The organism is Streptomyces sp. NRRL B-24484, from assembly GCF_000717715.1.
GTDB lineage: Bacteria > Actinomycetota > Actinomycetes > Streptomycetales > Streptomycetaceae > Kitasatospora.
The window spans coordinates 108510-134481 of the sequence record NZ_JOAI01000012.1 but is presented as its reverse complement, the minus strand read 5'-3'; the positions used below and the strand labels follow the sequence as shown (position 1 = coordinate 134481).

At 74.7% G+C, this 25972-nt stretch carries 21 protein-coding genes and 6 tRNA genes; 17 read left to right on the top strand and 10 right to left on the bottom strand.

Annotation, left to right across the window (positions count from 1 at the left end):
* Positions 1 to 131: 131 nt before the first annotated feature.
* The 7 genes from IE98_RS0113555 to IE98_RS0113525 all read left to right on the top strand — a co-directional run bounded on the left by IE98_RS0113555 (position 132) and on the right by IE98_RS0113525 (position 10349).
* A complete protein-coding gene (locus tag IE98_RS0113555; protein ID WP_030268581.1) occupies positions 132 to 764 on the top strand; it encodes a GNAT family N-acetyltransferase in 633 nt (210 codons plus the stop codon).
* 153 nt (positions 765 to 917) lie between these two features.
* Complete coding sequence (gene cbiE, locus IE98_RS0113550) at positions 918 to 2168, top strand: precorrin-6y C5,15-methyltransferase (decarboxylating) subunit CbiE (RefSeq protein WP_030268579.1); 1251 nt, start codon at positions 918 to 920, stop codon at positions 2166 to 2168.
* Positions 2169 to 2542: 374 nt separating this feature from the next.
* Positions 2543 to 6310, top strand: a complete 3768-nt coding sequence (gene cobT, locus IE98_RS0113545) for a nicotinate-nucleotide--dimethylbenzimidazole phosphoribosyltransferase (protein WP_078660993.1) — start codon at positions 2543 to 2545, stop codon at positions 6308 to 6310.
* A 93-nt stretch (positions 6311 to 6403) separates the two neighbouring features.
* Positions 6404 to 7636, top strand: coding sequence for a uroporphyrinogen-III C-methyltransferase (cobA, locus tag IE98_RS0113540; protein ID WP_052390479.1), 1233 nt, complete (start codon positions 6404 to 6406; stop codon positions 7634 to 7636).
* 169 nt (positions 7637 to 7805) lie between these two features.
* Positions 7806 to 8213, top strand: coding sequence for a YciI family protein (locus IE98_RS0113535; protein ID WP_030268573.1), 408 nt, complete (start codon positions 7806 to 7808; stop codon positions 8211 to 8213).
* Positions 8214 to 8221: 8 nt separating this feature from the next.
* Entirely contained in the window at positions 8222 to 9367 is a 1146-nt protein-coding gene (locus tag IE98_RS0113530) for an RNA polymerase sigma factor (protein WP_030268571.1), read from the top strand.
* 175 nt (positions 9368 to 9542) lie between these two features.
* Positions 9543 to 10349, top strand: a complete 807-nt coding sequence (locus tag IE98_RS0113525) for a TrmH family RNA methyltransferase (RefSeq protein ID WP_030268570.1) — start codon at positions 9543 to 9545, stop codon at positions 10347 to 10349.
* Between the two features lie 95 nt (positions 10350 to 10444).
* On the opposite strand, the gene IE98_RS0113520 is transcribed toward IE98_RS0113525, so the two are convergent.
* The gene (locus tag IE98_RS0113520) at positions 10445 to 12355 is read right to left on the bottom strand and encodes a serine/threonine-protein kinase (protein WP_420706182.1); all 1911 of its coding nucleotides are present in this window, start codon (positions 12353 to 12355) and stop codon (positions 10445 to 10447) included.
* A 566-nt stretch (positions 12356 to 12921) separates the two neighbouring features.
* On the opposite strand from IE98_RS0113520, the gene IE98_RS0113515 reads away from it, so the two are divergent.
* Positions 12922 to 13113: a hypothetical protein gene (locus tag IE98_RS0113515; RefSeq protein WP_030268566.1), complete on the top strand. Its 192-nt coding sequence runs from the start codon at positions 12922 to 12924 to the stop codon at positions 13111 to 13113.
* Positions 13114 to 13352: 239 nt separating this feature from the next.
* Here the strand turns inward: IE98_RS0113515 and IE98_RS0113510 are convergent.
* The 4 genes from IE98_RS0113510 to IE98_RS0113495 all read right to left on the bottom strand — a co-directional run bounded on the left by IE98_RS0113510 (position 13353) and on the right by IE98_RS0113495 (position 13742).
* A tRNA-Val gene (locus IE98_RS0113510) sits at positions 13353 to 13424 on the bottom strand.
* A gap of 28 nt (positions 13425 to 13452) precedes the next feature.
* Positions 13453 to 13524, bottom strand: a tRNA-Val gene (locus IE98_RS0113505).
* A gap of 32 nt (positions 13525 to 13556) precedes the next feature.
* Positions 13557 to 13630, bottom strand: a tRNA-Cys gene (locus IE98_RS0113500).
* Between the two features lie 39 nt (positions 13631 to 13669).
* Positions 13670 to 13742 (bottom strand) — tRNA-Gly (locus tag IE98_RS0113495).
* Positions 13743 to 14058: 316 nt separating this feature from the next.
* Between IE98_RS0113495 and IE98_RS0113490 the strand changes: the two genes are divergently transcribed.
* The 3 genes from IE98_RS0113490 (at position 14059) to IE98_RS0113480 (ending at position 16859) form a co-directional block, all read left to right on the top strand.
* A complete protein-coding gene (locus IE98_RS0113490; protein ID WP_052390478.1) occupies positions 14059 to 15114 on the top strand; it encodes a chorismate-binding protein in 1056 nt (351 codons plus the stop codon).
* A 22-nt stretch (positions 15115 to 15136) separates the two neighbouring features.
* Positions 15137 to 15952 (top strand): aminotransferase class IV, encoded by an 816-nt coding sequence (locus tag IE98_RS0113485; RefSeq protein ID WP_030268562.1) that lies wholly within the window; start codon positions 15137 to 15139, stop codon positions 15950 to 15952.
* A gap of 64 nt (positions 15953 to 16016) precedes the next feature.
* Complete coding sequence (locus IE98_RS0113480) at positions 16017 to 16859, top strand: GNAT family N-acetyltransferase (protein WP_030268560.1); 843 nt, start codon at positions 16017 to 16019, stop codon at positions 16857 to 16859.
* A gap of 35 nt (positions 16860 to 16894) precedes the next feature.
* Here the strand turns inward: IE98_RS0113480 and IE98_RS0113475 are convergent, their stop codons facing one another.
* The 3 genes from IE98_RS0113475 to IE98_RS0113465 form a co-directional block, all read right to left on the bottom strand.
* Positions 16895 to 17392, bottom strand: coding sequence for a DsbA family protein (locus IE98_RS0113475; RefSeq protein WP_030268558.1), 498 nt, complete (start codon positions 17390 to 17392; stop codon positions 16895 to 16897).
* A 64-nt stretch (positions 17393 to 17456) separates the two neighbouring features.
* Complete coding sequence (locus IE98_RS0113470) at positions 17457 to 18032, bottom strand: CGNR zinc finger domain-containing protein (RefSeq protein ID WP_030268556.1); 576 nt, start codon at positions 18030 to 18032, stop codon at positions 17457 to 17459.
* 279 nt (positions 18033 to 18311) lie between these two features.
* On the bottom strand, positions 18312 to 18725 hold the full coding sequence (locus tag IE98_RS0113465) for an SsgA family sporulation/cell division regulator (RefSeq protein WP_030268554.1): 414 nt from the start codon (positions 18723 to 18725) through the stop codon (positions 18312 to 18314).
* Between the two features lie 243 nt (positions 18726 to 18968).
* Between IE98_RS0113465 and IE98_RS0113460 the strand changes: the two genes are divergently transcribed.
* From IE98_RS0113460 to IE98_RS0113450, 3 genes are all read left to right on the top strand, one after another.
* Complete coding sequence (locus tag IE98_RS0113460) at positions 18969 to 19397, top strand: TIGR02611 family protein (RefSeq protein WP_052390477.1); 429 nt, start codon at positions 18969 to 18971, stop codon at positions 19395 to 19397.
* 54 nt (positions 19398 to 19451) lie between these two features.
* Positions 19452 to 19523, top strand: a tRNA-Val gene (locus tag IE98_RS0113455).
* Between the two features lie 208 nt (positions 19524 to 19731).
* Positions 19732 to 19803, top strand: a tRNA-Val gene (locus tag IE98_RS0113450).
* Positions 19804 to 19882: 79 nt separating this feature from the next.
* On the opposite strand, the gene IE98_RS0113445 is transcribed toward IE98_RS0113450, so the two are convergent.
* Positions 19883 to 20656 (bottom strand): 3'-5' exonuclease, encoded by a 774-nt coding sequence (locus IE98_RS0113445; protein WP_030268551.1) that lies wholly within the window; start codon positions 20654 to 20656, stop codon positions 19883 to 19885.
* A gap of 292 nt (positions 20657 to 20948) precedes the next feature.
* Between IE98_RS0113445 and thrS the strand changes: the two genes are divergently transcribed.
* Together thrS and IE98_RS0113435 are read left to right on the top strand one after the other, a co-directional pair.
* Positions 20949 to 22928 (top strand): threonine--tRNA ligase, encoded by a 1980-nt coding sequence (gene thrS, locus IE98_RS0113440; protein ID WP_030268549.1) that lies wholly within the window; start codon positions 20949 to 20951, stop codon positions 22926 to 22928.
* Positions 22929 to 23002: 74 nt separating this feature from the next.
* Positions 23003 to 23563, top strand: a complete 561-nt coding sequence (locus IE98_RS0113435; protein WP_030268548.1) for an HIT family protein — start codon at positions 23003 to 23005, stop codon at positions 23561 to 23563.
* Positions 23564 to 23656: 93 nt separating this feature from the next.
* Here the strand turns inward: IE98_RS0113435 and IE98_RS0113430 are convergent, their stop codons facing one another.
* Positions 23657 to 25297, bottom strand: coding sequence for a hypothetical protein (locus tag IE98_RS0113430; RefSeq protein WP_052390476.1), 1641 nt, complete (start codon positions 25295 to 25297; stop codon positions 23657 to 23659).
* 204 nt (positions 25298 to 25501) lie between these two features.
* Here IE98_RS0113430 and IE98_RS0113425 point away from each other — a divergent pair, with 204 nt between their 5' ends.
* On the top strand, positions 25502 to 25933 hold the full coding sequence (locus IE98_RS0113425; RefSeq protein WP_030268544.1) for a thiol-disulfide oxidoreductase DCC family protein: 432 nt from the start codon (positions 25502 to 25504) through the stop codon (positions 25931 to 25933).
* Positions 25934 to 25972 lie beyond the last annotated feature (39 nt).

Genomic DNA, 25972 nt, shown 5'->3' with positions numbered 1-25972 from the left:
GCGCAGTGTGCACCCACCGGGCCCCCGTCGGCGGGCGATCTGACGGCCCGTCGCCGGATTGCAGGTACCCTGGCACGCCCGGAGAGAGGCGGGGCGTACGGTGTGTCCACGACCCGGCGAGGAGAGACGGCATGGCAGCGAGCTTCCCCGAGACGGCCATCAGCACGGAACGGCTGTTGCTGCGCCCGCTCGACGACGGCGACACCGCGGGCCTGACCGCCCTCGCCTCCGACGAGCAGGTGCACACGTGGACGGCCCTGCCCTCGCCGTTCACCGAGGCGCACGCCCGGCACCTGATCCGCGTCCTCGCCCCGGGCCGCCGCGCCGAGGGCGGCGGCATCGTCTTCGCCGTCGCCGAACACCTGACCCAGCGCCTGGTCGGCCTGGTCGACCTCCGCTGCACCGACTGGCGGCTGCGCTCCACCGAGATCGGCTTCATCACCGCCGCCTGGGCCCGCGGCGAGGGATACGCCCCGGAGGCCGTCCTCGGCGTGGCCCAGTGGCTCTTCGAGGACCGCGGCTTCCTCCGCCTGGAGCTGCGCACCGCCGCCGGCAACATCGCCGCCCAGCAGGTCGCCCAGAAGACCGGCGCGATCAGCGAGGGCGTGCTGCGCAGCGCCGGCATAGTCCGGGGCGAGGAGCCGGACCAGCACGGCGCACCCGACGCACGCACCGACCTGATCCTCTGGGGCCTGCTCCCCGAGGACCTCGACGCGCCGCAGACCGGCGGACTCGCCGAGCAGCGCTACGTCCTCCACGACTGACCGCCACCGGCCACACGTCTCCGGCCACCCGCCACCCGCCACCGGGACGGCGATGCCCGGCCGGCCCGTTCGAACCGGTAGCCTCTCGTCCTGGACGCGCGGCGACGCCGTCCGGCACAGGGGCGGATTTCGGGCGAGGGAGAACAGCCGCAGATGGCTGACCGGATCACGGTCATCGGGTGGGACGGCACACCGCTCACGGAGGCGGCCGCCACTGCGCTCGCCGGGGCGACCCTGGTCGCGGGGGCCCCCTACCAACTCGCCGCACTGCCGGTGCCGGCGGCCGCCGAACGCATCGCACTCGGCAGCGTGCAGTCCGCCGCCCGGAGGATCGCCGACCACCGCGGCACCGCCGTGGTGGTCGCCGAGGGCGACCCCGGCTTCTTCGGCGTCGTCCGCACCCTCCGCCGGCCCGAGTACGGGCTCGAACTCGAAGTGCTGCCGGCCGTCTCCTCGGTCGCCGCGGCCTTCGCCCGCGCCGGCATGCCCTGGGAGGACGCCCAGGTCGTCTCCGCGCACGGCGGACGGCTGCGCCGGGCCGCCAACGTCTGCCGGGCCCACCCCAAGGTCGCCGTCCTCACCACCGCCGACGCCGGCCCCAGCGAACTCGCCCTGATGCTGCGCGGCGTGCACCGCACCTTCGTGGTCTGCGAGGCGCTCGGCACCCCCGAGGAGGACGTCACCGTCCTCACCTCCGACCGGGTGCCCGACCACGACTGGCGCGACCCCAGCGTCGTCCTGGTGATCGGCGGCTCCCCGCAGAGCAGCGGCGAGGCCGCCGGCTGGCTGGCCGGCCGCCCGGTGGGCTTCCCCGGCGTCGACCGCGGCTGGGCGCTGCCCACCGAGTCGTACACCGGTCCCGAGACCGGCGGCCGCCCCGCCGACGGCGGGCGGGCGTTGCCCCCGCACGTCCGCGCGCTGGCCGCCGCCCGGCTCGGGCCCGTCCCCGGCGACCTGGTCTGGACGGTCGGCGCCGGCAGCGGCGCGCTCGCCGTCGAGATCGCGCGCTTCGGCGCAGCCGTGGTCGCGGTCGAGGAGGACAGCGCCGCCTGCGCCCGGATCGGCGTCAACGCCCGCCGGTACGGGGCCGAGGTCGACGTGGTGCACGGCGCGGGACCGGACGTGCTCGGCGGACTGCCCGAACCCGACGCGGTCGCAGTGGAGCACGGCGGCGCACAGGTGGTGCGCGCGGTGCTCGCGCGCCGTCCCGAGCGCCTGGTCGCCGTCGCGCACACCCTGGCCGAGGCCGAGGAGATCCGGGAGGCCGCCGCGGCCGCCGGCTACCGGGTCGAGGGCACGCTGCTCCAGGCCGCCCCGCTCGCGCCCCGCCCCGGCGGCCCGGCCGGACTCGCCCTCGGACCCGGTGAGCAGACCGTCGTCCTCTGGGGCGGGCTCGCCCCCTGACAGTCCGTATGGTGGACAACCGGCGGACCGCGGTGGGTGATCCCCGTCGCATCCGGACACCGATTCGAGAGCCCGTCGGCGCCGACCGATAGGGTGGCGTCCTGGTTGCGCACGGCGATCGGTGCACCGTGCCCATCCGGTACGGACGGTGCCCGGCGACGTGCCGCAATCGCCAGGGGCGAAGTCCGCGGACATTCGACGCGGCACCCGCCGGGCCGGGAGAATGCGTCGGGGCCCGACGCGGACGTGCCGGATGCCCCGGCTAGTCGTTAATTCTGATGGCGCGCCACCCGGGACGGGTGGCGGGCAGGGGTGGCAGCGGTCGGCGATCGCGTCGCCGAGGACGCGAAAGCGGCCTGGAAGGAGCTTTGGACATGACCGATGGCGGCCACCTCCCGAGCGATGGCTCGGTCGTGCCCCCGAACGGGCACGGCGCGGGCGCACCGGCCCACCTGGCCGGCGTCGACCCGCTGACCGCGCCCATCGAGGCCGTCGCGGCCGGCAGCGTCCCCCTCGGCACCGACACCTGGCAGGGCGGCCACCGGCCGTCCTTCACCTTCCTCGACCAGCCGGACCAGCTGGACGACGACGAGGACGTCCTGCTGATGCCCGGCCCGCAGGGCGCCTGGGGCGACGCGCTGCACGGCGCCGTCGAGACCGTGCTCGTCGAGGCGAGCGCCGTCGAGCCGACCGCCGCCGCTGCGCCGATCGCGGTGGAGCCGGTCGCCGCCGTGCCCGCCGGGCAGCCCGCCCAGGGCGCGCCGGTGGTCGACACCATGGCGCTGCGCACCGTCGAGGAGAGCGCCGTGCCGGGCGCCGAGCAGCCCCCGGGCGTCCCCGTCGAGCCGTCCTGGCCGCCGCTCAACCCGCCCGGCCTGACCCCCGGCGACCTGCAGCCCGCCGGCGCCGAGCCGCTCGGCGACGCGCCGGCCGCTCCCGGCGCGTTCGCGCAGGCCGCGCCCGTCCAGGAGACGGCCGCGCCGTTCGGCGTGCCGCCGCTCGCCCCGACCGCCGAGCAGCCGGCCCAGACCGTGCGCCGCCCGCTGCACGCGGGCCCGCCGATCCCCGACGCGTCGCTGATGACCGGTCAGGTGCCGGTCCGTTCGCTGGCCGACCGCGGTCCCTCCGCCGTCCCCGTCCCCGGCGGCACGCCCGCCCACGGGGTGCCGGTCGCCACCGTCCCCGCCCCTGCGCCCGCTCCGGAGCAGCTCGTCCAGCTCGTCCAGCCGCAGCCCGTGCCGGCCGCCGTCTTCGTCGAGCCGGTCGCGGTCGCGCAGCCCGTCGGGCAGCCCGCGGGCGTTCCCGTGGAGGCCGCCGCCGCGACCGTCGAGCAGCCGGTCGTCGAGCAGCCGGCCGAGCAGCCGACGGCTGAACAGCCCGTCGCCGTCGAGGCGGTCGCTGCCGCGCCGATCGCGCTGGAGCCCGTGGCCGAACCGGTCGCCCCCGTCGAGCAGCCCGCGGCCGAGCAGCCCGCCGAGACCGTGGCCACGCCGCAGGCCGTCGCCGTCGCGGTCGAGCCCGCACCCGCCGCGCAGCCCGCCGACGCCGTCCAGGCCGCCATCCCCGCGCAGCCCGGTGGCGCCCCGCGCCGCATCGCCGCCTTCCTCGCCGACCCGGCCCCGCAGCACGGTCTGCCCGAGCTGCAGCCCGTCGCGCCGGAGGCCGCGGAGGTGCAGGAGACCGTCCAGCAGCCGGCCGCGCCCGAGCAGCCCGCGCCCGAGCAGCCCACCGAGCCGGTGGCCGTCGTCACCGAGGAACCGGCGACCGCAGAGCAGCCCGCCCCCGTGGAGGAGGCGCAGGCCGCCCCGGCCGCGGAGACCGGGCAGCCGGCCGCCGAGCAGGCCGGCGAGCAGATCGGCGAGCAGCCCGTGGTGGCCGCCGGGACCGTGCCGGCCGAGGAGGCCGCCGAGGCTCAGGCCGCCCCCGCCGAGGAGGCCCCGGCCACCGAGCCGGTGGCCGCCGAGGAGCCGCAGCCGGTGGCCGTCGAGCCGGCCGTAGAGGCCGTCGCCCCGGAGTCCGCCTCCGTGGAGGCCGTCGCCACCGAGGCCGCCGAGATCGAGGCCGCGCCGGAGCAGGCCGTCGAGCAGCCCGTCTCCGACCAGCCCACCCCCGAGCGGCCCGTCTCCGACCAGGCCACCCCCGAGCGGCCCGTCGCCGACCTGCCGGCCGTCGACGAGTCCGCCGTCGACGCGGCCGCGGAGACCGAGCAGCCGGCCGCCGAACAGTCCGCCGCGGCCGAGTCCGCACCCGTGGAGGCCGTCCCCGTGGAGTCCATCGCCGTCGAGACCGCCGTCGAGACCGGAATCGCAGTGCCCGAGCAGCCGGCCGAGCCGGTCGCCGCCGAGTCCGCCGAGGCGGCTGCGGAGTCCGTCGACTCCGAGGAGCGCCCGCCTGCCGCCCCCGGCCTGGACGACGCCGCTCGCGAGGCCGTCCACCAGGTCATCCGCGAGCGCCGCGACATCCGCAACGGCTTCCGCCCCGACGCGATCCCGCACGAGGTGCTGCTGCGCGTCCTGGAGGCGGCCCACACCGCCCCCAGCGTCGGCTACTCGCAGCCCTGGGACTTCGTCGTCATCCGCTCCCGCAAGACCCGGCGGAAGATGCACGAGCTCGCCCAGCGCCAGCGCGACGCGTACGCCGACTCGCTGCCCAAGGGCCGGGCGAAGCAGTTCAAGGAAATCAAGATCGAGGCGATCCTCGAGACGCCGGTCAACATCGTGGTGACCGCCGACCGCACCCGCGGCGGCCGGCACACCCTCGGCCGGCACACCCAGCCGCAGATGGCCCCGTACTCGGCCGCGCTCGCCGTCGAGAACCTCTGGCTGGCCGCCCGTGCCGAGGGCCTCGGCGTCGGCTGGGTGAGCTTCTTCGACGAGGACGAGATGGTCCGCGAGCTCGGCCTGCCCGAGCACCTGGAGGTCGTCGCCTACCTGTGCGTCGGCTACGTCGACGCGTTCCCCGACGAGCCCGAGCTGCAGCAGCAGGGCTGGGCCAAGAAGCGCCCGCTCTCCTGGGTCGTCCACGAGGAGCAGTACGGCAACCGCGCGCTGCCCGGCGAGGAGCCGCACAGCCTGCTCGCCGACACCCTGCGCGGCATCCGCCCGCTGGACGCCAAGTCCCTCGGCGACGCCTGGGACCGCCAGAAGCGGATGACCAAGCCGGCCGGCTCGCTCGGCGTGCTGGAGATCATCGCCGCGCAGCTGAGCGGCCTCGCCCGCAAGTGCCCGCCGCCGATCCCCGAGCCCGGCTGCGTGGCGATCTTCGCCGGCGACCACGGTGTGCACGCCCAGGGCGTCACCCCCTGGCCGCAGGAGGTCACCGGCCAGATGGTCGCGAACTTCCTCGCCGGAGGCGCGGTGGTCAACGCCTTCGCCGCCCAGGTCGGCGCCGAGGTCTGCGTGGTCGACGTCGGCGTCAAGGCCGACCTGCCGGAGGCGATCCAGCAGGGCCGCACCACCGGCCTGCTGCCGCGCAAGGTCAAGGCCGGCACCGACGACATGACCCAGGGCCCGGCGATGAGCCGGGAGGAGGCCGTCCAGGCGATCGAGGTCGGCATCGAGACCGCCCGCGACCTGGTAGCGGCCGGCAACAAGGTGCTGATCACCGGCGACATGGGCATCGCCAACACCACCGCCTCCGCCGCCCTGATCGCCGTCTTCACCGGCACCGATCCGGCCGAGGTCACCGGCCGCGGCACCGGCATCGACGACGCCACCCACGCCCGCAAGGTCGAGGTCGTGCGCGCAGCGCTCGCCCTGCACCAGCCGGACGCGGCCGACCCGATCGGCGTCCTCGCCGCGGTCGGCGGCCTGGAGCACGCCGCCATCGCCGGCTTCCTGCTGGGCGCCGCCTCGCTGCGCACCCCGGTCATCCTGGACGGCGTGATCGCCGGCTCCGCGGCCCTGGTCGCCAAGGCGATCGCGCCGGAGGCGCTCGCCGCCTGCATCGCCGGCCACCGCTCGGCCGAGCCGGGCCACCAGGCCGCGCTCGCCAAGCTCGGCCTGCGCCCGCTGATCGACCTGGACCTGCGCCTCGGCGAGGGCACCGGCGCCCTGCTGGCCCTGCCGCTGGTGCAGAGCGCCGCCCGGGCGATGCACGATGTAGCCACCTTCGACTCCGCCGGGGTCACCGAGAAGGCCTGAGCCTCCCGGCCCCGCCCGCACCGGCCCGAGGGCGCGCCGGTGCGGGCGGGGTTCGCGCCGTCCCCGTACCTCCGCCACCCAGGAGCCCCGCCCATGAACGCGCCCGCACCCCACCCCAGCACCGAGGGCCTCACCCCCTACCCGGTCGGTCTGCTCCTCACCGGCCGGCGCGTGGTCGTGGTCGGCGGCGGCCAGGTCGCCCAGCGCCGGCTGCCCGCCCTCATCGCCTCCGGCGCCGACATCCACCTGATATCCCCGTCCACCACGCCGGCCGTGCACGCGATGGCCGACGCGGGCGAGATCACCTGGCACGAGCGCCGCTACACCGACGGTGACCTCGCCGACACCTGGTACGCGCTGGTCGCCACCGACGACCCCGGGGTGAACACCGCGGTGTCCGCCGAGGCCGAGCGGCTGCGGGTCTTCTGCGCCCGCAGCGACGACGCCTCCGCCGCCACCGCCTGGACCCCGGCCAGCGGCCGCGACGGCGGCGCCACCGTCGCCGTCCTCACCGGCGACCCCCGGCACTCCGCCGGCCTGCGCAACGCCATCGTCGACGGCCTGCGGGACGGCTCGCTGGCCGCCCGCCAGTACCGCGAGCGCACCCCGGGCGTCGCCCTGGTCGGCGGCGGCCCCGGCGACCCGGACCTGATCACCGTCCGCGGCCGCCGGCTGCTCGCCGACGCCGACGTGGTGGTCGCCGACCGCCTCGCCCCGCGCGAGCTGCTCGCCGAACTCCCGCCGCACGTCGAGGTCATCGACGCCTCCAAGATCCCCTACGGCCGCTACATGGCCCAGGAGGCGATCAACCGGACCCTGATCGAGCACGCCAAGGCCGGCAAGTTCGTGGTCCGCCTCAAGGGCGGCGACCCGTACGTCTTCGGCCGCGGCGGCGAGGAACTGCTCGCCTGCGTGGAGGCCGGGCTGCCGGTCACCGTCGTCCCCGGCATCTCCAGCTCGATCAGCGTCCCGGCCGCCGCCGGCATCCCGGTCACCCACCGTGGCATGACGCACGAGTTCACCGTGATCTCCGGCCACGTCGGCCCGGACGAGCGCTCGCTCACCAACTGGGACGCCGCCGCCCGGATGACCGGCACCCTGGTGCTGCTGATGGCGGTCGACAAGATCGGCGCGATCGCGGCGAAGCTGATCGAGTGCGGCCGGCCCGCCGACACCCCCGTCGCCGTCGTCCAGGAGGGCACCACCGCCGGCCAGCGCCGCGTCGACGCCACCCTCGCCACGGTCGGCGACACCGTCGACGCCGAGCAGATCAAGCCCCCGGCCGTCATCGTCATCGGCGACGTCGTCAACGTCCTCGCCCACTGACGGCCGAACGCGGAATCCGCGGCCCCGACCCGCCCGGGGTCGGGGCCGCGGTGCTTTCCCCGACCGGTCTCGAAGGAATCTCCGCCGACGGTGTCGAGAATCCGCGACCGGCTCCGTCCCCGGGGTGAACGCGACCACAATGGGTCGCACAGCACCGAGGAGACCCACCATGGCCAAGTACCTGCTGCTCAAGCACTACCGCGGCGCCCCGGACCCGGTGAACAACGTCCCGATGGAGCACTGGACGCCCGAAGAGGTCTCCGCCCACGTGCAGTACATGCAGGACTTCGCGGCCCGGCTGGAGAAGAGCGGCGAGTTCGTCGACGGCCAGGCGCTCGCCCCCGAGGGCACCTTCGTCCGCTACGACGGCGAGGGCCGGCCCCCGGTCACCGACGGCCCGTTCGCCGAGACCAAGGACCTCATCGCCGGCTGGATGGTGATCGACGTCGACAGCTACGACCGCGCCGTCGAACTCGCCGGAGAACTGTCCGCCGCGCCCGGCGCGGGCGGCCGGCCGATCCACGAGTGGCTGGAGCTGCGCCCGTTCCTGACCGAGCCGCCGACCGTCACCGAGTGACCTCGCCGATGGACGAGTCCCTGCTCAGGAGCCTCACACCGAGCGTGCTCGGCGTCCTCGTCCGCCGCGGAGCCGACTTCGCGGCGGCCGAGGACGCCGTCCAGGACGCCCTGGTCGAAGCCGTCCGCGTCTGGCCCGCCGACCCGCCGCGGGACCCGAAGGGCTGGCTGGTCACCGCGGCCTGGCGCAAGTTCCTCGACGCGACCCGGTCCGACGCGGCCCGCCGCCGCCGCGAGGACCGTGTCGACGAGGAACCGCCACCCGGCCCCGCACCCGCGGCGGACGACACGCTCCAGCTCTACTTCCTGTGCGCCCACCCCTCGCTGACCCCCGCCTCGGCGGTCGCGCTCACCCTGCGCGCCGTCGGCGGACTGACCACCCGCCAGATCGCCCGGGCCTACCTGGTGCCCGAGGCGACCATGGCGCAGCGCATCAGCCGCGCCAAGCGCACCGTCTCCGGCGTCCGGCTCGACCGGCCCGGCGACGTCGCCACCGTGCTCCGCACCCTCTACCTGGTCTTCAACGAGGGCTACTCCGGGGACGTCGACCTCGCCGCCGAGGCCATCCGGCTCACCCGGCAGCTCTCCTCCGCCGTCGACCACCCCGAGGTGGCGGGACTGCTCGCCCTCATGCTGCTCCACCACGCCCGCCGCGCCGCCCGGACCGCCCCCGACGGCAGCCTCGTCCCGCTCGCCGAACAGGACCGCCACCGATGGGACACCCGGGCCGCCGCCGAGGGCATCGGGATCCTGCAGGCCGCCCTCGCCCGCGACCGGCTGGGCGAGTTCCAGGCCCAGGCGGCCATCGCGGCCCTGCACGCCGACGCGCTCACCGCGGAGGAGACCGACTGGGTGCAGATCGTCGAGTGGTACGACGAGCTCGCCCGGCTGACCGACAGCCCGGTCGTCCGGCTCAACCGCGCGGTCGCCGTCGGCGAGGCCGACGGACCGCACGCCGGACTCGCGGCGCTCGCCGCCCTCGACCCCGCACTGCCCCGCCACACGGCCGTCGCCGCCCACCTCCACGAACGCGCCGGCGACCTCCCCACCGCGGCCCGTCTCTACGCCGAGGCCGCCCACCACGCCCCCAACCTCGCCGAACGCAACCACCTCACCCGCCAAGCCGCCCGCCTCAACACCCACCTCCGCCCCTGAGACCTCCGCAGGTGACATACGGGTACCCCGGGGCCGCGTGGGGGCACCCCCCGGCCGAAGGCCGGGGGAGAACCGCGCCACCCCGGGATCGGGCACCCACGGCAGCACAGGCCGACCCCTGCTCCGCCGCAGGCCGGTTTGGCCCCGCCCGCCCCCACCCGGCAGGATCGACCCCGTGTCCGAACCCCGTACCGTCACCGACCCCGCCGACCCCTGCCTCGCCGACTACACCGGCCTGACCGACGTCGAACTCCGCCGCCGCCGCGAGCCCGCCGAGGGCCTCTTCATCGCCGAGGGCGAGAAGGTGATCCGCCGTGCGGTCGACGCCGGCTACCGCATGCGGTCGATGCTCCTCACCCCCAAGTGGCTGGAGGTGATGGCCGACGTCATCGCGCAGGCCGAGGCCCCCGTCCACGTCGTCGAGCCCGCCCTCGCCGAGCAGGTGACCGGCTACCACGTGCACCGGGGCGCCCTCGCCGCCATGGAGCGCCGCCCGCTGCCCGCCCTCACGGACCTCCTCGGCCCGGCCCGCCGGGTCGCCGTCTTCGAGGACATCGTCGACCACGCCAACATCGGTGCGGCCTTCCGCAACGCCGCCGCCCTCGGCGTGGACACCGTCCTGCTCACCCCGCGCTGCGCGGACCCGTACTACCGCCGCTCGGTGAAGGTCTCCATGGGAGCGGTGTTCCACGTGCCGTGGACCCGGCTGGACTCCTGGCCGACGGACATCGAGACGCTCCGATCGGCCGGCTTCACCGTCGCGGCGCTCTGCCTCAGCGAGAAGGCGATCACCCTGGACGAGCTGGCCGCCCGCGACGCCGAGCGGCTCGCCCTGGTCTTCGGCACCGAGGGCGACGGGCTCGCCCGCCGGACGCTCGCCGCCGCCGACGAGCACGTCCGCATCCCGATGGACGCCGGCGTGGACTCGCTCAACGTGGCAGCCGCCTCGGCCGTCGCCTTCTACGTGACCCGCCCCCGCTGACAGGCCCCGGGCCGCCCTCACCCACCGGAGTCGCCCTCACCCACCGGTACAACCCACACCCACGGGCACGACCCGCACCGTCCGGCCGCGGCCGGTCAGCGGCTGCCGCCGGACACCCCGCCGCCCGGCCAGGCCTCCTCCAGCCCGCCGTCGGCCCGCGCCGTGTACCGGGTGGACGAGGTCGCGCCGGTCAGCGAGACCTTCTCCTCGCGCAGCAGCGACCCGTTCTCCAGCCGCCAGGCCGCCGCGGCCTGCGGGTCCGCGGCGGAGGCCCGGGAGGCGACCAGTACCGGCGTCCCGCCGTTGAACGAGAACAGCTCGACCAGGTCGACCGGGACGGACCCCTCCGTCCGCCGCAGCACCACCAGGGCCGCGGGCGCCTCCCGGTACCGCGCCGGCAGCACCGTGCTGAGCGCGATCTGGGCGCCGTCGCCGCCCGCCCGGCCGTCGCGCAGCCGGATCTCCGGGCCGCCCGCGGGATCGCTGTACGCGCGGTTGGCCCAGTCCACGGCGGGCAGCGGCCCGGTCGCCGGGCCGAACCCGGACGCCCCGCCGGCCGCGGGCGCAGCGGCCGGGGCACCGGACGCCGCGGGCGTCGCACCGTCCAGCGAGAGGGCCGGTGCGGAGGCGGTGGGGGAGGTGCGGTCGGCCGGGCCGCGTCCCTGGTTGCTGCGGTTCTCGCAGCCCTGTGCGGTCGCGATGGCCAGCGCCACACCGAGGGTCACCGTGACGAAGACCACCAGCCGCTGCCGCAGCAGCCGCCGCCGGGAGTCCGCCGAGGGCCGTCCCGGGACGGGGGTGTGCTGGCGGTCCCGCGGCCGGCCCGGTGCGGGCGTGTGCGGTCGTACGGGCGTGCGGTGCCGGTCCCGCAGGGTGTCCTGGCCGTCGGCGTGCGGCAGCTGCCCCGGCGCCCGCCGGGGCGGTCTGCCCGGGGGGACGGCCCGCCCGCCGGCGACGGGACGCTGCCCGCCCGTCCGGCCGTGCCCGGCCTGGCCCGACCCGTGGCCCGGAGTGTGGCCGTGCCCGGCCAGCGGACCGGCGCCCGGACGCGGTGTCTGCTGCCCCGGTCCCGTGTCGGCGCCCGGACCCTGCCCGGCACCGGGGGCGTGCGGCCGACCCGGCGCGGAGGCCTGCGCCTGCTGCTGACCGGCGGCACCCTGGGGCGCGGCCGTCCGGCCCCGCCCGCCCAGCACGGTGGCCCGCGCGGCGAGTTCGGTCAACCGCTCGTGCAGCGCCGCCGCGGCCGGCCGTTCGCCCGGCTCCTTCGCCAGGCAGGCCCCGATCAGCGGCGCCAGCACCGGCGGCACCGCCGCGAGGTCCGGCTCCTCGTGCACCACGCGGTAGAGCATCACCTCGGAGGAGGCGCCGGAGCCGAAGGGCGACTCCCCGGTGAGCGCGAAGGCGAGCGTCGCACCGAAGGCGAACACGTCGGTGGCCGGGGTCACCGCCGCCCCGCGGACCTGCTCGGGCGCGAGGAAGCCGGGCGAGCCGACCGCCGTCCCGACGTGGGTGAGCGTGGAGGCGCCGCGCGACCAGGCGATGCCGAAGTCGATGATCCGCGGGCCGCGCGGTGACAGGAGGATGTTGGAGGGCTTGAGGTCGCGGTGGACGACCCCGGCCTCGTGCACCTTCACCAGCCCGTCGGCGAGCGCGGCGCCGACCCGGGCCGCCTCCGGCCAGGGCAGCGGCCCCTCGTCCGTCACCCGCTTGTACAGCGAGGGCCCGGGCACGTACGCCGTGGCGAGCCACGGCCGCTCGGCCTTCAGGTCGGAGTCGACCACCCGGGCGGTGCAGCCGCCGCGGATCCGGGAGGCGGCGGCCACCTCGCGGGCGAACCGGGTGCGGAACTCCACGTCCCCGGCCAGCTCGTCGCGGATCAGCTTGAGGGCGACCCGCTGCCCCTTGCGGTCGGAGCCCAGGTAGACCACGCCCATGCCGCCGGCGCCGAGTCGCCGGTGCAGCCGGAACGGTCCGACGATGCGGGGGTCCTCACGCCTCAGCCGCATCATCGCCATACTCGTCCCCGTCAGCCCGTGGAGTGAGGCCCCGTCGAGTGGGCCGTCGTCAGATCCTGTCCGGGACAGCTTACGGACTGGCCGCAGTGCTGTGCTGACACGCAACACCCCGAGGGGCGGTCGGATTGTCCGATCTCCGTCGGAAGGCGTTCCGCGGGTACCCGGAGCACCCTTCTCCGGTGCCTGCGCCTCGTGCGCGAACGGCACCCCGGACGGTCCGCGGGGCGGTGCCGCAGGACGGGCTCCCGACCGTCCCCGGGAGCCCCCTCGGGGTGGGGCCTCAGGGTTGCCTCGGGGATGCGATCGGTTCCGTCTCCCCCTCCGGTAGTAGGCGGTACAACCCGGCCTCATCCTTCGGGAGGCCCGTGGAACCGTGCGCGGGCATGACGTCCGGTGGGGGCCCTGCCGCCTACTGTTGATCTCGACGGCGGGCCGCTACTCGTCCCCCGAGGTCCCGGCCCGCCGTCCAACCCGTCCAACCCATCCGACGGACCACCCGACCGCCCCGTGCGGGCCGCCCAGCGGCCGCGCCCGGCGACGAGCAGGAGCAGACGATCATGGCCACGCAGTTCACCGGCACCGGGCGTCGACGCCGGCCCTTCGGCGGCCAGTCGCCCACCGGGGACAGGCACCCCGCGGTGGCACTGGCCATCGCCGTGCCGTGCGCGGTGCTGCTGCTGGCGCTGTTCGGCGGCTGGGAGCAACTGGCGACACAGGCGCGAGCCGTCGCCGATCTGATCGGGCGCTGACCCCAGGGGAGGGGTCCGCGCCGGCCGGGAACGACACCGCAGGACACGTGGACGGGCCGAGCGGTGGCCACCCCCGGCAGAGCAGGGGCCGGGTGCACGACGTCGGTGAGGACGTCCGCACCCGGCACCTGCCTTTTCCTCGTCGCCGTGCCGTGCACGGCCGGGCCCCGGGTGCCGGCGGCCGCCACCGAACGACGACGAAGGCCGTGGTCCACTGGACCACGACCTTCGATCTTCGGTGCGCGATACTGGGATTGAACCAGTGACCCCTACCGTGTCAAGGTAGTGCTCTCCCGCTGAGCTAATCGCGCTGGGATGCCGATCCCCGGGGGGATCGAGTGCGCGATACTGGGATTGAACCAGTGACCCCTACCGTGTCAAGGTAGTGCTCTCCCGCTGAGCTAATCGCGCGGGGAGGGCTCCCGGCGAACCGGGGCACCTCTTGGAGGTGGAGACGGGATTTGAACCCGTGTACACGGCTTTGCAGGCCGTTGCCTCGCCTCTCGGCCACTCCACCAGGCAACTTCGGAGAACGATCTTACCCTGTTCTCCATCGAGCGGACGACGAGATTCGAACTCGCGACCCTCACCTTGGCAAGGTGATGCTCTACCAACTGAGCCACGTCCGCCTGTCTCCCGGCTGCTTCCCCGCTTTTCTTCGGTTCCGCGTCCCGGCGACGTGTTGAACTCTAGCGGATTCCCGGGCCAGCTAAAAATCCGTTCCCGCAGCGTGGCGCGGGGGTGGCCGGAAGGTGGTGCTCCGTCAGCCGTCCGGGTGGCTCCCCGGCCGCCTCCGGCAAGGCCTGCGGCGCAGGTCCCGGGGCCCGCCCCCGGCCGTCCCGGCGGGCCGCCGACCTACACTTCAGGCACCGGGCAATCCCCGAAATGGCCCCGCCCCCGCGCCCCACCCGCGCGGAGCACCACCCGAGTCCGCGCAGGAGAACCGTGTCCGGCCGCACCGCCCCCCTCAGCCCCGACCAGCCGATCGCCCGCTTCGGCGGCCGTCTCGCCACCGGGCTGCGCGAGGTCTCCGGCGACCCCGCGGTCCTCGACCGCGGCGGCTTCTGGGCGGTCGCGTACGACTTCGAGGGCCGCCTCACCTGCGCCCGCTTCGACGAGGTCCGCCCCGACCCGGCGCCGCCGGCCACCGCCGGCTGGCTCGGCCCGCGCCCCGGGGACTGGCACAGCTCGCTCGACCGGGACGCCTACACCGCGGGCGTGCGCCGCATCCGCGAGCACATCGCGGCCGGCGAGGTCTACCAGGCCAACCTCTGCCGGGTGCTCTCCGCACCGCTGCCCGACCCGGAGCGCTCCGACATCGACGCGCTGACCGGCCTGCTCGCCCGCGGAAACCCCGCGCCGTACGCAGGAACGATCCGCCTCCCCGAGCACGGGGTGGAGATCGCCACCGCCTCGCCCGAGCTCTACCTGCGCCGGTCCGGCCGCACCGTCTCCTCCGGCCCGATCAAGGGCACCGGCCGCACCGAGGCGGACCTGCTGGAGAAGGACCACGCCGAGAACGTGATGATCGTCGACCTGGTCCGCAACGACCTCGGCCGGGTCTGCGAGACCGGCACCGTCACCGTCCCCGACCTCTGCGTGGTCGAGAAGCACCCCGGCCTCGTCCACCTGGTCTCCACCGTCGAGGGCCGGCTGCGCGACGGCGCCGGCTGGCCCGGGCTGCTCGCCGCCACCTTCCCGCCCGGATCCGTCACCGGCGCGCCGAAGTCCAGCGCCCTGCGGATCATCGACGCCCTCGAGACCGCCCCCCGCGGCCCCTACTGCGGCGCCGTCGGCTGGGTGGACGCCGACCGCGGCAAGGCCGAACTCGCCGTCGGCATCCGCACCTTCTGGATCGACCGGACGACCGGCGGGCCCGTCCTCCGGTTCGGCACCGGCGCCGGCATCACCTGGGGCTCCGACCCGGACCGCGAGTGGGACGAGACCGAGCTCAAGGCCGCCCGCCTGGTCGCGATAGCGTCGGGCACCAGCACCCCCTGAACAACCCCGGGAGCAGCACGCGATGATCTGGGTCAACGGCAACCTCGTGGACGCCGGCACCGCCGCCGTCTCCGTCCTGGACCACGGCCTCACCGTCGGCGACGGCGTCTTCGAGACGGTCAAGGCGGTCGACGGCCGGGCCTTCGCGCTCACCCGCCACCTCGACCGGCTCACCCGCTCCGCCCGCGGCCTCGGCCTCGCCGACCCGGACCACGACGCCGTCCGCGAGGCCTGCGAGGCCGTGCTCGCCGCCAACCCGATGCCGCTCGGCCGGATGCGGATCACCTACACCGGCGGCACCTCCCCGCTCGGCTCCGAGCGCGGCGAGGACGCGCCCACGCTGGTCGTCGCCCTCGGTACCGCGAAGCCGCGCCCGGACACCACCGCCGTGGTCACCGTGCCGTGGCGCCGCAACGAGCACAGCGCCGTCGCGGGCCTCAAGACCACCTCCTACGCGGAGAACGTGGTGGCGCTCGCCGCGGCCCACCGGGCCGGCGCCTCCGAGGCGCTCTTCGCCAACACCGAGGGGCGGCTCTGCGAGGGCACCGGCTCCAACGTCTTCGTCGTCCTCGGCGGCCGGCTGCTCACCCCGCGCCTCGCCTCCGGCTGCCTGGCCGGCATCACCCGGCAGCTGGTCGTCGACTGGAGCGGCGCGGAGGAGGCCGACCTCCCCTTCGAGGCGCTGTTCGAGGCCGAGGAGGTCTTCCTGACCTCCACCCTCCGCGACGTCCAGGGCGTGCACCGGATCGACGACCGCGAACTGCCCGCACCCGGCCCGATCACCCTCAAGGCGATGGCCCAGTTCGCCGAGCGCAGCGGCGACGACCTCGACCCCTGATCCGGCCGCCGCACCGGAGCCCGCACAGGCGTAGGCCGGCCGCCGCGGGGGCAGGGGAGCCGGTATGACCACAACGCTGCGCCCGGGGGGCGCCGAGGAGCTGCTGCCCGGCGGTGGCCGCAGCCGCCGCTGGCGGATCTGCGTCAACGGCCGTCCGGTGGGCGGGCTGCGTACCACCGCGCTGCCGCGCGGCGACCAGTGGTGGGGCGAGATCGCCGAGTTGGAGGTCACCGAGGGGCGCCGCCGGGGCCGCGGCACGGTCGGCGTGCTCGCCGCCGAGGAGGTCCTGCGGGGCTGGGGCTGCAGCCGGGCCGACGTCACCGTCCCCGCGGAGGCCGAGGGCGCCCTCGCCCTGGCCCGGGCGCTCGGCTACACCGAGCGGATGCAGAACATGGCCAAGCGGCTCGGCCGGGCGCCGGCCCTGCCGGACGGGCTGACCGTCCGTCCGATCGGTGCGGCGGAGTACCCGCAGTGGCTGGCCGACGCGAGAGCCGGCTACCTGCACGACCTGCGCTCCTCGGGCCTCACCGCGCAGCAGGCCGAGGCCAAGTCGGAGGCCGACCACCGCCAGGTCCTGCCGCAGGGCCCGGACACCCCGGGCGTCGCGCTGCGCCGGCTCGTCGACGGCGAGGGCCGGGTGCTCGGCAGCCTCTGGCTGCACCTGCGCCAGGAGGTCTCGCCGGACGGCCGCCCGCTGGCCTGGGTGATGGTGGTGGAGGTCGGGGAGGAGCACCGCGGCCGCGGCCTCGGCCGCGCCCTGATGCTGGCCGCCGAGCACGAGTGCCTCGCGGCGGGTGTCCACGACCTCGGGCTGAACGTCTTCAGCAGCAACACGGTGGCCGTCGCGCTGTACGCCTCGCTCGGCTACCGGGTGACCCGGCGCACCCTCGGCAAGCCGCTGCTCTGAGCACGGCGGCCGCCCGGGCCCGCCGGGTGCGGGGATCAGCCCCGGTTCTGCTCGATCAGCTCGACGATCCGGGCGCGGAGCCCGGCCTGGCTCTTGCCGCCGTCCAGCCGCTGCCCGGCGATCACGTAGGTCGGGGTGCCGCTGACCCCGATCGCCCGGCCCTCGGCCTGGTCCGCGTCGACCAGCAGGGTGTGCCGCCCGTCGATCAGCGCGGTGTCGACCTCCTCGGCGTCCAGCCCGAGCTCGGCGGCGACGGCCTGCAGCACCTTCTCGCCGTCCCGGCCCAGCTCCTCGGTCCGCTCCAGCAGCGCCTCGACGTACGCCCAGCCCCCGCCCTGCGCGAACGCCTCCTCGGCGGCCTGGGCGGCCGCGTACGCGTGCTTGTTCTTCTCCAGCGGGAAGTGCCGCAGCTCGATCCGGAGCTCGTCGCCGTAGTCGGCGCGCAGGGCCCGGACGTCGTCCAGGGCGGTGCGGCAGTCGGGGCACTGCAGGTCGCACCAGAATTCGAGGCGGGGGAGGGAGGCGTCGGTCATGCCTCCAGTCTTCCATCCGTGCGGGGTGCGCCCGGCCGCTGCGGGCCGCCGGGCGGCGGACCGGTCAGCCCGCGGCCACCGCCTCGGCCTCGGCGGAGCGCTGGCGGGCGCGGTAGGCGGCGACGTGCAGCCGGTTGCCGCAGGTGCGGCTGTCGCAGTAGCGGCGCGACCGGTTGCGGGAGAGGTCGACGAAGACGCGCTCGCAGTCCGGGGCCTCGCAGCGCCGCAGCCGCTCGCGCTCGCCGGCCATCACGATGAAGGCGAGCGCCATGCCGAGCTCGGCCGCGAGGTGGTCGCCGATCGCGGCGTGCGGGGCGAAGTAGTGGATGTGCCAGTCGTGGTGGTCGTGGTTGGTCAGCCGGGGCGTGGTGCCGGCCGCCGTGACCACGGCGTTCACCAGCTCCGCGGCCTCCTCGGTGGAGCGGGCGGAGAACACCTCGCGCAGCCGGCCGCGCAGCAGCTGCACCGAGGCCAGGTCGGTGGCGGTCAGCGAGTCGATCTCGCTGATCTCCTGCTTGACCACGAACGCGTCGAGCGCGGCGGTGTCGGGCAGCTGTTCCGAGCCGCACGCCTCCGGGGCGGTGTTGAGCAGCTCGACCAGAATGCTCAGCGCGCACTCGGTGTCATGGGTGATCAGCACGTGGGGCTCCTCGCGCGGCGGGGGCGCACCGCCCCTCGTCGGTCGTCAACCGCGACTCTACCGGGCTGCGGCGCCCGAGCGAAGGAAAGCGCCCGGCAGGACGGCCGGCCACCCGTGCGGATGGCCGGCCGTTCTGCCGGGCGCCACACCGCCGGGCCGGGCCGGCCCGACGGTGACCCCGAGACCGCCGGTGGTGCGTGGCGGCAGGTGCGACCGTGCCCCCGAGTAGGACGGACGCAGTGGGCGTGGCCGCGCCGAGGCGGGCCCGCCGCGGCGAGGTCAGCTTTCGGCGAGGATGTGGGACAGCTCCCGATCGAGGTCGAAGTGACGGTGTTCGGTGCCGGGCGGCACGGCGGCGTCGGTGCGCTTGAGGAACGACTCGAGCGCTCGTGCCGGGGCTTCCAGCAGGGCTTCTCCTTCCGGAGAGCTCAGGGCGATGCAGACGACCCCCTGACCGTGGCTGCGCGAGGGCCACACCCGCACGTCGCCGGTCCCGGTCGGTCGGTGCAGCCCCTCCGCGAGGAGATCACGGGCGAACACCCACTCGACGGTCTCGTCGGCACCGGTGTGGAAGGTGGCGTGCACGGCATAGGGGTCCGAGGTGTCGTAGCGCAGGCCCGCGGGGACGGGCAGGGAGGACTCGCTGGACACGATGAGGCGCAGGTGCAGCTCGCAGCTGACCGTGGTGTTCATAAGCGCCAGGGCCTTTCGCTCAGTGTGCGCTCGGGGAATCGCACGTCGGCGAACGGACCATCCCACCCGAAAGCCCGGTGTAAACCCCTCTGTCCCGATTCAACGCCGTGTCGTACCCCTTCCGGCGCATTGCGGAATCGCCGACGGCGGGGAGTCGGACCGGGTACCGGCGGGTATCTCCGGTACTTTTCCCGCATGGCTGTACGAAACGACAATCCTGACCGGGTCGAGGACGGGGCACCCATGGCGTCCGACGGTGGCGAGGACGGGAGCGGCGGCGGCGGCCGGGGGGAGGACGGGGGCCGGCCGCTCGGCTCGCGGGCCCCGGCGTTCATCCGGCGCTCGCGGCCGCTGCACCTGAGCTGGCAGGTGGTGGTCTTCCTGGTCGGCCTGGCCGTGGTCGGGCTCGGCGTCGTCCTGCTGCCGCTGCCCGGTCCGGGCTGGGTGGTCATCTTCCTGGGCATGGGCATCTGGGCCACCGAGTTCGTCTGGGCCCAGCTGGTGCTGCGCTGGACGCGGCGCAAGGTCGCCGAGGCGGCCGAGCGGGCGCTGGACCCGAAGGTCCGCCGGCGCAACATCACGCTCACCGTGATCGGCCTGGTGATCATCGGCGCCCTCCTGGGTTGGTACCTGTGGCGGTACGGAGCGGTGCTGCCCTGGGACCTGCACTGACCGGGTGGGTGTTCGGAGCACCCCCGCGGATGGGGTAATGTTTTCCCTGCACCCGGGCGATTAGCTCAGCGGGAGAGCACTTCGTTCACACCGAAGGGGTCACTGGTTCGATCCCAGTATCGCCCACCCGGAATGCAGTACCAGATGTAAGGCCCAGACCATTTCCCGGTCTGGGCCTTATGTTGTTTTCCGATGATTTCCCGAAGGCGTCCGCGGCCTGACGGACATTCACCGGAGCTGCGCCCGGGGCGATCTGGGGGAACGTCGGGCCGGCCCCGGCGGGAACGGATTAGGGCGGCGGGCCGCCGTGGTGGTACTGTTCTTCTCGTTGCCCGGGCGATTAGCTCAGCGGGAGAGCACTTCGTTCACACCGAAGGGGTCACTGGTTCGATCCCAGTATCGCCCACCGAGCAGCAGGCCCCGACCGCCAAGTGCGGCCGGGGCCTATGTCGTTGTCGGCGCCTCTGCCCCGGGGCGGGCCCGCTTCAGGCCGCGGCCTCGCAGCGGTGCTCCGCGGTGAGCGGCCGCCCGCAGCCGCACCGGGCCGGGCGCAGCGGCCAGGCGGTGTCCACCCGCTCCGGCGTGCCCTCCCGGTCGAACCAGTCCTGCAGACCGCGGGCCTGCGCGGCGTGCCAGACCGCCTGCCGGACGTGGAGTTCGGGCACCGGCCGCGCGCCGAGCCGCTCCGGGTGCCGGCCGCCGAGGGCGCGCACCAGGTCGAGCGCGGCGGTCGCGTCCGCCGCGGCCTCGTGGGCCCCGGTCAGCCGCACCCCGTAGTGGGCGCACAGGTCGGTGAGCGTGCGGCGGCCCTTGCGGTAGCGGTCGACGTGCTTGTCCAGCACCCGCGGGTCCAGCACCAGGAGTTCGGTGCCGCCGAGCGCCTCGCCGAGCGAACTGCCGCGGTGCCTGCGCAGCTCGCGGTCGAGCAGGGTGAGGTCGTACGGGGCGTTCATGACCACCAGCGGGACGCCGGCGAGGGACAGCCCTGCGAGGGCCCGGGCTATCTCGGCGACCACCGTGCGCGGCGGGCGGCCGTGCGCGCGGGCGTGCTCGTCGCTGATGCCGTGCACCGCGCGGGCGCCCTCGGGGATCGGAACTCCGGGGTCGGCCAGCCAGGTTGTGGTGTCCGGGGCGAGGCCGGGGGCGGACTGCAGGACGAGCGCCGCGGAGACGATCCGGTCGTGCTCGACGTCCACGCCGGTGGTCTCGGTGTCGAAGGAGGCGATCGGGCCCTCGTACCAGGGTCGGGACTGCTGCATGACTGCCCCTCAAGTGCCGCCGGGCGATTGCCCGGCGCGCCCCCGAGGACCGGGGGCGCACCGTGCTCTGTCCTGGTGATACCGCACTTGACGTCCGCTCAACCGCACCTCGGGGCCGGTCCTCGCCCCCCGGGGCCCGGGACGCGGGCGGCGGGCCGTGCGGGAGGGGCCGGACGGGCCGGCGGGGCGGACGCGGCGCGGGGGAGAGCGCGGTGCGCACCGGAGCCGCCGCTCTCGGTACCATCGACGTGCGCAGCAGAGTGCTGCGGACCACAGATGTCAGGAGAGACCGGTGACCGACGTCCGGATCATCATCAACCGCGAACCCGATCGGGAAGAGCGCGTGGTGACCACGGGCACCACGGCCGCCGAGCTCTTCGCCGACGACCGCTCGATCATCGCCGCCCGCGTCGGCGGCCAGCTGAAGGACCTGGCGTACGCCGTCCAGGACGGCGACGAGGTCGAGCCGGTCGAGATCTCCAGCAAGGACGGCCTCGACATCCTGCGGCACTCCACCGCGCACGTCATGGCGCAGGCCGTGCAGCAGCTCTTCCCGGAGGCCAAGCTCGGCATCGGCCCGCCGGTCAAGGACGGCTTCTACTACGACTTCGACGTCGAGAAGCCCTTCCACCCCGATGACCTCAAGGCCATCGAGAAGAAGATGCAGGAGATCATCAAGCGCGGGCAGAAGTTCTCCCGCCGCGTGGTCTCCGACGACGCCGCCCGCGACGAGCTGTCGGCCGAGCCGTACAAGCTGGAGCTGATCGGCCTCAAGGGCTCCGCCGCGACCGCCGGCGAGGGCGCGGACGTCGAGGTCGGTGCCGGCGAGCTGACCATCTACGACAACCTGGACGCCAAGTCCGGCGAGCAGTGCTGGGGCGACCTCTGCCGCGGCCCGCACCTGCCGAGCACCCGGCACATCCCGGCCTTCAAGCTGATGCGCAACGCGGCCGCCTACTGGCGCGGCAGCGAGAAGAACCCGATGCTGCAGCGCATCTACGGCACCGCCTGGCCGAGCAAGGACGAGCTGAAGGCACACCTCGACTTCCTGGTGGAGGCCGAGAAGCGCGACCACCGCAAGCTCGGCAACGAGCTCGACCTCTTCTCGATCCCGGAGCAGATCGGCTCCGGCCTCGCCGTCTTCCACCCCAAGGGCGGCATCATCCGCCGGGCCATGGAGGACTACTCGCGCCGCCGGCACGAGGAGGAGGGCTACGAGTTCGTCTACACCCCGCACGCCACCAAGGGGAAGCTGTTCGAGACCAGCGGCCACCTGGACTGGTACGCCGACGGCATGTACCCCCCCATGCAGCTCGACGAGGGCGTGGACTACTACCTCAAGCCCATGAACTGCCCGATGCACAACCTGATCTTCGACGCCCGCGGCCGGTCCTACCGCGAACTGCCGCTGCGCATGTTCGAGTTCGGCACGGTGTACCGGTACGAGAAGTCCGGCGTGGTGCACGGCCTGACCCGCGCCCGCGGCTTCACCCAGGACGACGCGCACATCTACTGCACCCGCGAGCAGATGGCGGAGGAGCTCGACTCCACCCTCACCTTCGTGCTCAACCTGCTGCGCGACTACGGTCTGACCGACTTCTACCTGGAGCTCTCCACCAAGGACCCGGAGAAGTACGTCGGCTCGGACGAGACCTGGGAGGAGGCCACCGCCGTCCTCGCCAGCGTGGCCGAGAAGCAGGGCCTGCCGCTCGTCCCGGACCCGGGCGGCGCGGCCTTCTACGGCCCGAAGATCTCCGTCCAGACCAAGGACGCCATCGGCCGCACCTGGCAGATGTCGACCATCCAGCTCGACTTCAACCTGCCGGAGCGCTTCGACCTGGAGTACACCGCGGCGGACGGCTCGCGCCAGCGCCCGGTGATGATCCACCGCGCCCTGTTCGGCTCGATCGAGCGCTTCTTCGCCGTGCTGCTGGAGCACTACGCCGGCGCCATGCCGCCGTGGCTGGCCCCCGTCACCGTGACCGGCATCCCGATCACCGACGAGCACGTGCCGTACCTGCAGGGCGTCGCGGCCGAGCTGAAGAAGCACGGCATCCGGGTCGAGGTCGACACCTCCGACGACCGCATGCAGAAGAAGATCCGCAACGCCCAGAAGCAGAAGGTCCCCTTCATGCTGATCGCGGGCAACGACGACGTCGAGGCGGGCGCGGTGTCCTTCCGCTACCGCGACGGCGAGCAGAAGAACGGCGTGCCGGTCGCCGACGCGGTCGCCGAGATCGTGGACGCGGTGCAGCGCCGCATCCAGGTCTGACCTCGAACGCACCGGGCCGGGGCGGGTCCGAACGGACCCGCCCCGGCCTGTTCGTCTCCCATGTCGGGACGCATATGCTGATCGGCATGACGAGTGAGCCCGAACTGCAGCGGGGCGTGGGGGAGCCGGACGGCTTCCGCCGCCTGTGGACCCCCCATCGGATGGCGTACATCCAGGGGGAGAACAAGCCCACCGGCCCGTCCCCGAACGACGGCTGCCCGTTCTGCAGCATCCCGGGGCTCAGCGACGAGGAGGGGCTGGTCGTGGCCCGCGGCACGTCCGTGTACGCGGTGCTCAACCTGTACCCGTACAACGGCGGCCACCTGATGGTCGTCCCGTACCGGCACGTCGCGGACTACACCGAGCTGGACGCGGCCGAGACCGCCGAGCTCGCCCTGCTCACCAAGCACGCGATGACGGCGCTGCGCACCGCCTCGGGCGCGCACGGCTTCAACATCGGCATGAACCAGGGCGCCGCCGCCGGCGCCGGCATCGCCGCCCACCTGCACCAGCACGTGGTGCCGCGCTGGGGCGGGGACACCAACTTCATGCCGGTGGTCGGCCACACCAAGGTGCTGCCGCAGCTGCTCGCGGACACCCGCAAGATGCTGGCCGACGCCTGGCCGCAGGGCTGAGCCCATCGCACGGACACACAGCAGGGCCGGTGCCGCGGGATCTCCTCGCGGCACCGGCCCTGCGGTGCGTCCGTGTCCGGAAGGGCGGGCGGCTCAGCCGGCGTCGTAGGCGTCGGCCTTGAACGGGCGGACGGCCTGGTTCTCCGAGCGGCTGATGTTGGCGCGGTTGGTGAACCGCTCGACGTCCACGTCGTGCTCGGCGAGGAATTCGACGGTGGTGGTCTGCACCATGTTGAAGATCGGCTGGGCGCTGTAGAGCACCGAGTCGCTCTTGGCCCGGCTGTCCCACGTCCGGTCCGTCCACGCCTGGCGGAGGCAGAACGGCTCCGGCAGGGCCAGCGAGCCGCCGAGCCAGTTCAGCAGCCCGGGGATCTTGTGGAACGGCGCCCGGACGGCCTGCCGGACGACCTCGTCGTCGTCGATCAGCGGGAGGACGATGGTCTTCTCCTCCCAGAACTTGCCGGTCTTCGGGACGCTCTTCTCCTTGGGCTTGGGCTTGGCGGTGAACAGCCCGTTCAGCGGCCCGAGGGCGTGCCCGTACACGGAGACCCGGAGGTTGCGGCCCAGCACGGTGACCTTCACGGTGACGGTGGCGACCACCTGGCCGTTGTGCAGCACCAGCTGCGCGGCCACGTTGGTGTCGGTGTCGGTGCCGATGGTCTGCCGGTTGGCGATCTGCTGGATGCCGAAGTCGCGCATCCGGTAGCCGTCCATCTCCGGGGTGGACGGGCGGCCGATCTCGTCCGCCCCCTCGGGGATGTCCTGCACCACCCAGTGGGCGACCGAGACGTGCGGCATGTCGCCGCCCGGCACCTCGCTGGCGGCGACCGAGCCCAGCCGCTCGGCGATCTTGCGGGCCAGGTCCCAGCGGTGGAAGGTCCGGAAGTCCGCGTGCCCCGCGGCCGGCCGGAGGTCCTCGTTCATCTCCACCGCGACCCAGCGCATGCCCGCGCCGAGCAGGCCCTTGCGGCCCGCGTAGTGGTGGATGTTGGTCTCCTGCTCGGCGGTCAGCCGCTCCAGGCTGGCGCGCAGGTCGGTGGCCTTGCGGTCGAGGTCGTCGCGCGGGACGGCCTGCGGCACGGTGGCCGCGACCACGCCGCCCTCCAGCAGGGACTGCCAGCGGGTCCGCAGGTCGATCGTGCTGCGCAGGCAGATCCGCCGGGCGATGAACCAGCCGACCACCGGGGCCAGCATCATCAGCCGGAAGTACAGCGACCACGGGCCGGCCACCGGGGGCCGGATCGCGAACAGCAGGGCCAGCCCGCAGGCGACCAGCAGCGCCAGCGTGCCGTAGAAGCCCTCCCGGGCCGGATGCGACTTCTTCAGCTGGGCGCGCAACTGGAAGGCGGCCAGCCAGACCAGTGCGCCGGGCAGGAAGAGCAGGCCACAGACCACGGTGACCAGGGCGAGCTGCCGGTCCCGGGCGTGGCGCAGGTCGTTGGCGGCCAGGCAGTGCTCGACCACCATCCGCACGTCGGTGCCGAAGGACGGCACCAGCGGGTTCCGCTTGGCCGGCAGCGTGCGGTCGATCACGGCCCGGCTGAACGCCTCGCCGGCGCTCGGCCGGAACAGCTCGAAGCGGCCGTTCTTCAGCTTGGCGCCGAGCTTCTCCTCCAACTCCCTGAAGGTGCCGTCGCGGTAGGCCGCGGAGGAGAGCGCCGAGGTGACGGCGGTCTGCGGGCCGACGTCCGTGCGGGGTACCTGCGCACCCGGGGTCATGTCGAGCTGGGTCACGGCGGCTGCCCCTCCTCCCCTGGATCCGCCCTTGTCGGCCGCAGGCTATCGCGCCTCCGGCCGGTCGCGGGCAAGATCGTCTGAACCGGCGTCAGCCGCCCGCGGCCGAGCACCGTGCGGGGATCATGCCCACTTCGCGGCCGGTTCGATCCTCCGGGGTGTCACACGGGCCGGCGGCGGCCCGCCGTGCGGGAGGATCGGGCCATGGCCGAACTCATCGCGCACGACCCCGTGCTGGTCTTCGACGGGGACTGCGCCTTCTGCACCAGCTGCGTGACCTGGGCCGAACGCTACCCGCGGGCCTCGCTCTCCTCGGGCGGCTGGCAGGCCGTGCCGTACCAGTTCGCCGACCTCGCGGCCCTGGACGCCGGGGCCGGCGGCCGGGGGCTGGTCACCGAGGAACGGGCCGGCCGGGAGGTGCTGTGGATCACCCCCGGCGGACGGGTGTACGGCGGGGCGCAGGCGGTCGCCCGGCTGCTGATGCGCTCCGGCGGCGCCTGGGCGTACGCGGGCGCTGTGCTGGCGCTTCCCCCGGTGCGGCCGATCGCCGCCGCCGTCTACCGGTGGGTCTCCCGCAACCGCCACCTGCTGCCGGCGGGGACGCCGGCCTGCGCGATGCCGCGGCGGCTGCCCTAGGGGCGCGTGGGGGCACCTCGTGGCCTTCGGCCGAAGGCT

Bases quoted from the DNA above. Each gene is read 5' to 3' on its own strand.
- IE98_RS0113555 (WP_030268581.1), top strand. From the start codon at position 132: ATGGCAGCGAGCTTCCCCGAGACGGCCATCAGCACGGAACGGCTGTTG.
- IE98_RS0113515 (WP_030268566.1), top strand. From the start codon at position 12,922: ATGGCCACGCAGTTCACCGGCACCGGGCGTCGACGCCGGCCCTTCGGC.
- IE98_RS0113480 (WP_030268560.1), top strand. From the start codon at position 16,017: ATGACCACAACGCTGCGCCCGGGGGGCGCCGAGGAGCTGCTGCCCGGC.
- IE98_RS0113445 (WP_030268551.1), bottom strand. From the start codon at position 20,656: ATGCAGCAGTCCCGACCCTGGTACGAGGGCCCGATCGCCTCCTTCGAC.
- cobT (WP_078660993.1), top strand. From the start codon at position 2,543: ATGACCGATGGCGGCCACCTCCCGAGCGATGGCTCGGTCGTGCCCCCG.
- cbiE (WP_030268579.1), top strand. From the start codon at position 918: ATGGCTGACCGGATCACGGTCATCGGGTGGGACGGCACACCGCTCACG.
- IE98_RS0113460 (WP_052390477.1), top strand. From the start codon at position 18,969: ATGGCGTCCGACGGTGGCGAGGACGGGAGCGGCGGCGGCGGCCGGGGG.
- IE98_RS0113475 (WP_030268558.1), bottom strand. From the start codon at position 17,392: ATGACCGACGCCTCCCTCCCCCGCCTCGAATTCTGGTGCGACCTGCAG.
- IE98_RS0113435 (WP_030268548.1), top strand. From the start codon at position 23,003: ATGCTGATCGGCATGACGAGTGAGCCCGAACTGCAGCGGGGCGTGGGG.
- IE98_RS0113530 (WP_030268571.1), top strand. From the start codon at position 8,222: ATGGACGAGTCCCTGCTCAGGAGCCTCACACCGAGCGTGCTCGGCGTC.
- IE98_RS0113465 (WP_030268554.1), bottom strand. From the start codon at position 18,725: ATGAACACCACGGTCAGCTGCGAGCTGCACCTGCGCCTCATCGTGTCC.
- IE98_RS0113520 (WP_420706182.1), bottom strand. From the start codon at position 12,355: ATGCGGCTGAGGCGTGAGGACCCCCGCATCGTCGGACCGTTCCGGCTG.
- IE98_RS0113425 (WP_030268544.1), top strand. From the start codon at position 25,502: ATGGCCGAACTCATCGCGCACGACCCCGTGCTGGTCTTCGACGGGGAC.
- IE98_RS0113535 (WP_030268573.1), top strand. From the start codon at position 7,806: ATGGCCAAGTACCTGCTGCTCAAGCACTACCGCGGCGCCCCGGACCCG.
- IE98_RS0113485 (WP_030268562.1), top strand. From the start codon at position 15,137: ATGATCTGGGTCAACGGCAACCTCGTGGACGCCGGCACCGCCGCCGTC.
- cobA (WP_052390479.1), top strand. From the start codon at position 6,404: ATGAACGCGCCCGCACCCCACCCCAGCACCGAGGGCCTCACCCCCTAC.